The organism is Aeromicrobium alkaliterrae (assembly GCF_039529015.1).
In the GTDB taxonomy this organism is placed as follows: Bacteria; Actinomycetota; Actinomycetes; order Propionibacteriales; family Nocardioidaceae; genus Aeromicrobium; species Aeromicrobium alkaliterrae.
In genome coordinates this window covers 14,106-22,548 of record NZ_BAAAME010000008.1, presented here as the reverse complement: position 1 = coordinate 22,548, position 8,443 = coordinate 14,106, and the positions used below count along the sequence as shown (strand labels likewise).

Annotated in this window: 6 protein-coding genes; 3 read left to right on the top strand and 3 right to left on the bottom strand. The window is 69.0% G+C overall.

Annotated features, from left to right (window positions below; genetic code table 11):
* Positions 1-600 precede the first annotated feature (600 nt).
* Positions 601-915: a winged helix-turn-helix transcriptional regulator gene (locus ABD127_RS17180; RefSeq protein ID WP_344203787.1), complete on the bottom strand. Its 315-nt coding sequence runs from the start codon at positions 913-915 to the stop codon at positions 601-603.
* Between the two features lie 69 nt (positions 916-984).
* Between ABD127_RS17180 and ABD127_RS17175 the strand changes: the two genes are divergently transcribed.
* Entirely contained in the window at positions 985-1,323 is a 339-nt protein-coding gene (locus ABD127_RS17175) for a hypothetical protein (RefSeq protein ID WP_344203785.1), read from the top strand.
* A complete protein-coding gene (locus ABD127_RS17170; RefSeq protein ID WP_344203784.1) occupies positions 1,320-1,820 on the top strand; it encodes a thermonuclease family protein in 501 nt (166 codons plus the stop codon). The genes ABD127_RS17175 and ABD127_RS17170 overlap by 4 nt, the downstream gene beginning before the upstream one ends.
* 60 nt (positions 1,821-1,880) lie before the next feature.
* Here the strand turns inward: ABD127_RS17170 and ABD127_RS17165 are convergent, their stop codons facing one another.
* The gene (locus ABD127_RS17165) at positions 1,881-2,207 is read right to left on the bottom strand and encodes a hypothetical protein (protein WP_344203782.1); all 327 of its coding nucleotides are present in this window, start codon (positions 2,205-2,207) and stop codon (positions 1,881-1,883) included.
* 271 nt (positions 2,208-2,478) lie between these two features.
* Here ABD127_RS17165 and mobF point away from each other — a divergent pair, with 271 nt between their 5' ends.
* Positions 2,479-8,133, top strand: coding sequence for a MobF family relaxase (gene mobF / locus ABD127_RS17160; RefSeq protein ID WP_344203780.1), 5,655 nt, complete (start codon positions 2,479-2,481; stop codon positions 8,131-8,133).
* A 26-nt stretch (positions 8,134-8,159) separates the two neighbouring features.
* Here mobF and ABD127_RS17155 read toward each other — a convergent pair.
* Positions 8,160-8,443: ATP-binding domain-containing protein (locus ABD127_RS17155; protein ID WP_344203778.1), on the bottom strand; the 284-nt coding region annotated here is incomplete at its 5' end.

Sequence of the window (8,443 nt, the reverse complement as noted above, 5' to 3'; positions counted from 1 at the left end):
TCTGCGGCTACCGTCAGTCCTTCGAACACGTGCGATCGAACAAACGTTCTAGGGTGCGCGGGTGGGGATGAACCCGAGCCGCTTCGACCGCTGGCCAAAGCCGGACCGGGTCCGGCACGTCTGGGTGTTCGGCCCCGCGCGTGCCGATCGCCCGCACCAGGGGCTCGTGCTCGAATGGAAACGCGATGGATACGACTGGGCGGCACGGGTGGTCTGGGTCATCGACAGAGACGAGACCGCCGCCGACGAACCGCCGTACGTCGTGGCTTGGGTACCGCGCCGGCTTCTCGATCCGGTCCGATCGGACCCGAACGAGACGGGTCCTCACCGATCGCGTCGATAGGGCTGACGCTCGCTACTCGCAAGGCAATTCACAGGCTGGCACTTCGAGCTGCCTTGAAGCTCGAACCGGTGGAGGAGGTTGCGCAGGCCCAGTTCGATGACGCTCGCATACGCGCAGCGAGCGCCGATTGCCGCCGGGATCTCGACCTGCGTTATGCCGCGCTAGGCGCGAATACTTCGAACGATCGCTGCCACGGTCTCGACCGGACTCACCGGAAGCAGTCTGCTGACCTGCATACGGGCCGGAAGGTGCTGCTGTCAGGCCAGGCCGAGGCCGCGGCCCAAGTCTTCGTGCAACTGACGGAGTCGGTCGACGTCGACCGAGTAGAGCCGCCGCCGCGTGTCAGGTTCCTCCCGTGGCGGGTGCACAAGAAGCACGCCCAAGTCCTCGAGCACGGCGAGGTGAAGCTGCAGGTTCGACCTTGTCACGCTCAGCCGAGCGGCAAGCTCGGTCTGCGTAGCCCGACCGTCGACCAGCAGCGAGCGGATGGCGGCCGCCTTGACTCGGTTGCCAAGTGCGTCAATCGCGACGCCGACTCCCGCAGGGAGTTCGGGACGGGCGACGCTCGGCATGTGGGTCATTGTGGTGACCGCCAGGACCACCGCATACTAGTGCCACATTAACCGGCACTAGGAGAGTGAATGGGAATCCAGGTCACCGCTCGAGGAACGCTTCTCGCGAAGCCCGAGTCAATCGTGGCCGACCGGGGAGACGTCGCCGCCGTCATGTTCGGCACCCGCCAGGAGGTCCACCACGAAGGCCAGGTCGTAGTGTTCGAGACCGTCCCGACCGCCGAACTTGTGTGCACCGGGGCCCTCGCGGCGGAGCTGCTGCACCTCAAGAAGAGCGACGTCGTCGACGTGCGCGCCACGATGACCGTCAATTGCAAACTGTCTGACGTCACCGACCGCTTCGCTCGTGGCTCCGTCACCTTTCACGCCGAGACGGTGGACCTCGCCGAAGGCAGGATGACGGCATGAATCTCGCGTGTGCCGCCGCGGTCGCCAGCGCCCTCATCGCCATCACGGGATGCAGCCTCGTAGATCCGGCCGAAGAGACGGTGTCGGCAGAGGTCGTCGCGGTCGAGCGAGTTGTCGACGGAGACACGGTCTGGGTCACGACCGCGACCGGACAGTCCGAGAAGATCCGCATCCTCGGGATCGACACCCCCGAGCTTTCGCCGCCGGCCGAGTGCTGGGCGGCCGAAGCGACCGCCGCGCTCTCACAATCACTCTCGCGGGAAGGCATCACGGTCCAGCTCGTGACTGATCCAATGGCCGACGACCGTGACCAATACGGGCGCCTCCTGCGATACGTCGAGGTCGACCAGGTCGACGTCGGCCTCCAGCTCGTCGAGCAAGGTCATGCCCACCTCTACCGCGACGCCGACGATCTCACCCGCACCGACGCCTACCAGGACGCCCGGAAGACCGCGCAAGACGAGCAGGCCGGACTCTGGGCAGCCTGCGACCGCTGACGCCTTTGTCACGGCGCCCATGCGCCCACTCCCTACGGGACCAAGACCCACACTCGCCCCTCACGGACCGACGTCGCCTCCTGGCACAACCTGCGGTTCAGCAGCCTTCGCGAGCGCTCGCAGTCGCTTGGCTTCGCTGAGGGACAGGCCCGGCACCCACTCGCCGATTTCGGACACCGGGACGTGCTCATCACGCGTCAGCCTCAACACCGCCTTGCCAGCGTTTAGGTCCAGCGAGCGAACCAGTTCGTCACGCTCCTCCAGCGCGATGGCCGCCTCAACGCCGAGCGCGGACCTGCGCTTCTCAGCCGCCGCACGCTCGCGACGCAGTACTTCCTGAGCCTCAAGCGCATTGGTTCGCGCCTGCTGCCGGATCGATCGACTCATGACCTTCTCCTCGCCTCGGGGTGCGTTCGCTCCGCAAAGCCCTGCGTGCCTGCTCGGTGATCATCTGACTTCAAATAGCTCGTCACGCACTCTGAGCCCAGTCGCCCACAGTCATCGCTTCCCGCCGGCACTTCTTGATCCGATCCACGGATCGCATCGCCCCGAACCCCGATCGCATCCACCAACCTCCACACACCTCTTGCATCTCTGGTAGTTGAACGTCACACCACCGATCACCGAGGGGCGATTCGGGGCCGTGTGGGCCATGACGATGTCAATTCACAAGTTGACCGCGGGGTCGGGGTACGACTACCTGACCCGCCAGGTCGCGGCGATGGATACGACCGAGAAGGGTCACACATCACTGGCGACGTACTACACCGACCACGGTGAGACCCCCGGCCAGTGGATGGGCTCGGGGATGGCCGGCATCGACGGCCTGGCCGCGGGCGACCCGGTCACGGCCGAGCAGATGAAGGCGCTGTTTGGGTTCGGATCCCACCCGTTGGCCGACTCCAGGATCGCCCAGCTGGCCGACTCGGCGTCGACCGCCGACGTCAAGCGGGCCCGCCAGCTGGGAACGCCGTACAAAGTCCATGAGGCGGACGTCCCTCCGTACCGGATCGAGGTCGCCCGGCGCCTGGAGGACCTCAACGTCGCCGAAGGGCGGCCGCGCGAAGCGGTCGTCTCACTCGAGGAGCGTGCACGGATGCGCACCGAGGTGGCTCGCGAGTACTTCGTGCGCGAGCACGGCCGCGAGCCAGCCGATGCGCGCGAGCTAGCCTCCGCCGTGGCTCTGTACTCCCGACCCAAGACCACCGCGGTGGCCGGGTACGACCTGACCTTCTCGCCGGTCAAGTCAGTCTCGGCCCTGTGGGCGGTCGCCGATCCGTCGACGTCGGCAGTGATCGAACGGGCCCACAACGCCGCCGTCAAGGACGCGCTGGCGTTCATCGAACGGGAAGCGCTGTACACCCGCACGGGCACCAACGGTGTGCGCCAGGTCGACGTCCGCGGCCTGGTGGCCACGGCGTTCACCCACCGCGACTCGCGTGCCGGAGATCCCGACCTCCACACGCATATCGCGATCGCGAACAAGGTCCAGACCGCCAAGGGTGGCAAGTGGTTGGCCATCGACGGGCGACTGATGTTCCGGGCCACCGTCGCCGCGTCGGAGACTTACAACACCGCCCTCGAGCGTCACCTTGAGTCCTCGCTCGGTGTGCGTTTCGAGGACCGCGAGAACACCGACCGGCGCAAGCGGCCGGTGCGCGAGATCGTCGGGGTCGACGCCCGTCTGAACGAGCGCTGGTCGACCAGGCGCCAGAGCATCGAGGAACGCCGTGACGTCCTGGTCGCGAAGTTCCACGCCGACCATGGCCGCCCTCCGTCTGCTGTCGAGGCCGTGCAGCTCGCCCAGCGCGCCACCCTCGAGACGCGCGACGCCAAGCACGAACCTCGCTCGATGCCCGAGCAGCGTGCCCAGTGGGCCGAACAGGCCACCGATGTTCTCGGTGTGAGGCGCCTGGAGCAGATGGTCACCACGGCGCTTCGCCCAGCGCCGTTGTCGGCGCAGGCCGCCGCCGATCGCCGCGTCGACGCGGCGTGGATCGAGCGCGTCGCCGGACGCGTCGTGGAGGGTGTGCAGGACCGTCGCAGCACCTGGAACCGTTGGAACCTGATCTCCGAGGCGCAGCGACATGTGCGCCGTTCCGACGTGCGGGCCGACCACGTCCAGCACCTCGTGAACCTCGTGGTCGACCAGGCGATCGCCACCTGCCAGCCGTTGGGCGTCGTCGACGACTCAGTCCCGGAACCGGAGCAACTCCAGCGACATGACGGCGCCAGCCAGTACACCGTCGCGGGTGCCGCGCTGTTCACCTCGCCGTGCATCCTGGCCGCTGAGCAGCGCATCGTCGAGGCCGCAGGCCTCCACGACCGGCACCGCGTGGCCCCAGTCGACGTCGACCTCGCGCTCCTGGAAAGCGCCGCCGACGGAGTCGAGCTCAACTCTGGGCAGGCCGCGATGGTGCGGGGCATGGCCACCAGCGGCTCCCGCGTCCAGCTGGGCATCGCCGCCGCCGGCACCGGCAAGACCACCGCGATGCGGGTGCTGACCCGCGCCTGGGAGACCTCCGGCGGCAGCGTCATCGGCCTGGCGCCGTCAGCGGCTGCCGCTGCCGCGCTGCGCGAGCAGACCGGCACGACGACCGACACCCTCGCCAAACTCGTCGACTCCCTGCAGCGCGGCACGGGAGGCGCCCTAGTCGACCAAATCGGCGCAGGAACCCTCGTGGTGATCGACGAAGCCGGCATGGCCGACACCCTGAGCCTGGACACCGCGATCACCGCGGTGCTCGAGCGCGGCGCCTCGGTGCGCCTCATCGGTGATGACCAGCAGCTGGCCGCCATCGGTGCCGGCGGCGTCCTGCGCGACATCGGCGACCGGCACGGCGCGCTCAAGCTCGCCGAGCTGATGCGCTTCTCCGACCCGGCCGAGGGCGCGGCGACCCTGGCGCTGCGCGAGGGTCTGCCCGAGGCTTTCGGCTACTACTTCGACACCAAGCGCGTCCACGTCGGCGACGTCGGCACGTTGACCGACGAGATCTTCACTGCCTGGCGCAGCGACCGCGCTGCCGGCAAGGACGCGGTCATGCTGGCACCCACCCGCGACCTGGTGGCCGAGCTCAACGCCCGGGCACGGGTCGCGCGCCTGGGCGACACCGGCTCGACCGGCGACCGCGAGCTGCGCCTGGCGGACGGCAACAGCGCCTCGGTCGGTGACGACGTGCTGACCCGCAGCAACGATCGCCGGCTGAGGATCTCGGCCACCGACTGGGTCAAGAACGGCGACCGGTGGCGCGTCGATGAAGTGCGCGGCACGGCACTGTCGGTGCGGCACGTGGAGACCGGTCTGCGGGTGCTGCTCCCGGCCAACTACGTGGCCGAGCACACCGAGCTGGGCTACGCCTCGACCGTTCACACTGCCCAGGGAATCTCGGCCGACACGATGCACGGGCTCGTGACCGGCGACCAGACCCGTCAGCAGCTCTACACGATGATGAGCCGCGGCCGCCTCGAGAACCACGCCTACGTCGTGGTCGCCAGCGATGGCGACGCCCACGGACTGATCCGCCCCGAGGCAATCCGGCCGCCCACGGCCGGCGACGTCCTGACCCAGGTCTTGGCCCGCGACGAGTCCCCCCGCTCGGCCACCACACTGATCGCGGAGGCCAACGCCCCGGAAGCTCGCCTGCAGATGGTCGCCGCGAAGTACGCCGACGCCATCTACGTCGCCGCCGCGGACCTCCTCGGCAACGACGTCGTGGCCGGTATCGAGACCCAGGCCGAGGTCCTCGTTTTCGGCCTGGTCGACGAGCCGGCATGGCCGGCACTGCGTTCCCACCTGGTGCTGCTCCAGGCACAGGGAGCCGACGCGATCGGCGAGCTCGCCGACGCCGTCGCGGCGCGTGACATCGAGTCGGCCGACGACCGGGCCGCGGTGCTGGACTGGCGCCTCGACCCCACGGCTCGGCGCGGCGCCGAGCCGGGGCCGCTGCCGTGGCTGCCGGCCGTCCCCTCCCAACTCGCCGACGACACCGGCTGGGGCAAGTACCTGGGGTCGCTTGCCAATGAGATCCAGAAGGTCGCCGGCGAGGTGCACGCTGCCACCGCCGAGGCGGACTCCCCGGCCTGGGCGCGTCACGCCCGCCTTTCGCCCACCACGGCGATCGCCGGCGACATTGCCGTGTGGAGGGCCGCAACCGGCGTCGACGAGGCCGACCGGCGGCCGACCGGGCCGCGTCAGATGCAGAAGGCAGCGGTCCTATATCAGCGTGAGCTCGACACCCGCTTGGACGCAGGTCGCCGCCCGGCGATGGACGAATGGGGGCCGGCGATCCATGCGCTGCACCCGCGCTCGGACTCCTTCACTCCACTGCTCGCTGAGCGCCTGGCCGCAATCAACCGGTCCGGCGTCAACGCCGCCGACCTGCTCGGCCGCGCGGCCGCGGAAGGGCCGTTGCCCGACGAGCACGTGGCCGCAGCGCTGTGGTGGCGCATCGCCCGGCACCTGTCGCCGGCCGTCGCAGCCGAGCAGAACTCCGGCGACGGCCAGCTGGCACCCGACTGGGCCGACCTCCTGCACGAGCACCTCGGCGTCGAAGAGGCGTCCAACGTGACGTCGTCGCCGTGGTGGCCGACGCTGGTAGCCACGGTCGACCAGGCGCACGAGCGTGGATGGCCGGTCGAGCAGCTGCTCGACTTCGCCAAGACCAGCGACGTCGAGGACCTCGACCTGGCCCAGGCGATGATCTGGCGCATCGCCCTGGTAACCGACCCGCCCCCGGAGCACGACTACGACGTCCCCGAGGAGAACCTGCCGCCCGAGGACCTCCACGAGCTGGACCCGCTCGAGTTCGACCACGACCACGACCACGAGCTCCAGGTCGACGTCGACGAGCTGGACGCCGCGGCTCACGACCGCGAGCTCCTGGAGCCGGCCGGAGCGACCGGGTCGGGTCTGGACCGATTGATCGACCGGGCGTGGGAGCTGCAGGCCTCCCCCGTCCCGGTCCAGCGGATCAACGCGGTCAACGCTGCAGCAGCTGACTACTTCGAGCGCCAGTTCTCCGGCTCGTGGGCGCAGCTGCACGTGCACGAACGACTCGGCGTCGACCTAGCTGGCGACGAGCGATTCCGCCCCGGCTACGCCCCGGCCGGCTGGACCAACCTGGTCGACCACCTGCGCGGCCGGGGCTTCACCGTCGACGAGATGATCGCCGCCGGCGTGGCCAAGGAAGCCTCCAACGGGCGCCTTATCGACCGACTCCGCGACCGCGCCGTCCTGCCCGTCATCACCGACCGGCGCGTCATCGGGTTCGTCGGCCGACGCAACCCCGACGCTACCGACGACCTCGCCGGACCGAAGTACCTCAACTCTCCGGACACTGTGGTGTTCCACAAGGGCGCGCAGCTCTACGGCATCGCCGACGACCACGTGTCCCATGGAGCCGTGCCCGTGCTCGTCGAGGGGCCCTTCGACGCAATTGCCGTCACCATCGCCTCCGGCGCCGCGTTCATCGGAGTCTCCCCGCTCGGCACCTCGACGACCGAGGAGCAGGCCGCCCAGCTCGCCGCCCTGCACCCCACCCCGCTGGTGGCCACCGACGGTGACCTCGCCGGAAGGATCGCCGCCGAACGTGACCTGTGGCTCCTCGCCCCTCACCTGGTCACGCCCAGGGTGGTGCCGATGCCGATCGGTGCCGATCCAGCCAGCATGCTCGAGCAACGTGGCCCCGCGCACCTCGTGGCGCTCCTGCAGCAGCACCGAGACCTCGCCGCGCTTCTCGTCGACGAACGCCTCACCAACCTGCCCGACCCGAGACAACGGAGCACCCAGGCAGCCGAGGTCATCGCCGTCATGGCACCCGAGCAATGGGAAGGGCTCATCGCCACCACCGCTTCAGCTGGAGCGCTGGACGCTGACCAGTTGCGCACCGACGTCGCCTCCGCGGCGCGCGCTTTCAACGGGGACCAGCAGCATTACTGCACCGAGAAGCTCGGCAACATCACTCATGTTCGTCAGTGGCTTGAGGGCCATCAGAGGGCACGCCCGGCCGACCGTTGGGCCGCGCTCGGTCGCTCCCTCGACGGCCGACTGACCACCGGTAAAGACTGGCCGGCAACCGCGACCATGCTGCAGCAGCTCCACGAACAGGGCATCGACGTCGAGAAGATCGCGCGGCAATCTGTCATGTCACGACCACTCGGCACGAACCCCTCACGCGACCTGCGCTACCGCCTCGCCGAACACCTCGACACCTCGCAGAGCCCAAGCACCGCGGTGCCGCGCACGACGCCCGCCCGCCGCCCGCAGGCTCCCCAAGGACCCCAACCGCGGCCAGACCGCGAACCGCGCCGCTGAAACGAAACGCCTTGCTGAGCGGATTATCAACGACGGACCGGTACCAGTCCGCGGCGAGCAGACAGCAGGGCGACGTCCTTCCTCACGTCTGCTGTATGCAGACGACCCACGACGGCGTCCTGGGTCTCCGGGGACCAGTAGATCTGCAGATCTCGTCGTGCACGAGTGATCGCCGTGTAGAGGATGCTGTGAGTGATGTCGTCCTCATTCGCACTCGTGATGACGACCTTCACCGAGTCGTACTCGAGTCCCTGCGCCTTGTGGATGCCGACCGCATACGCGACTTGGAACGGGACAGTGGTCGTATCGG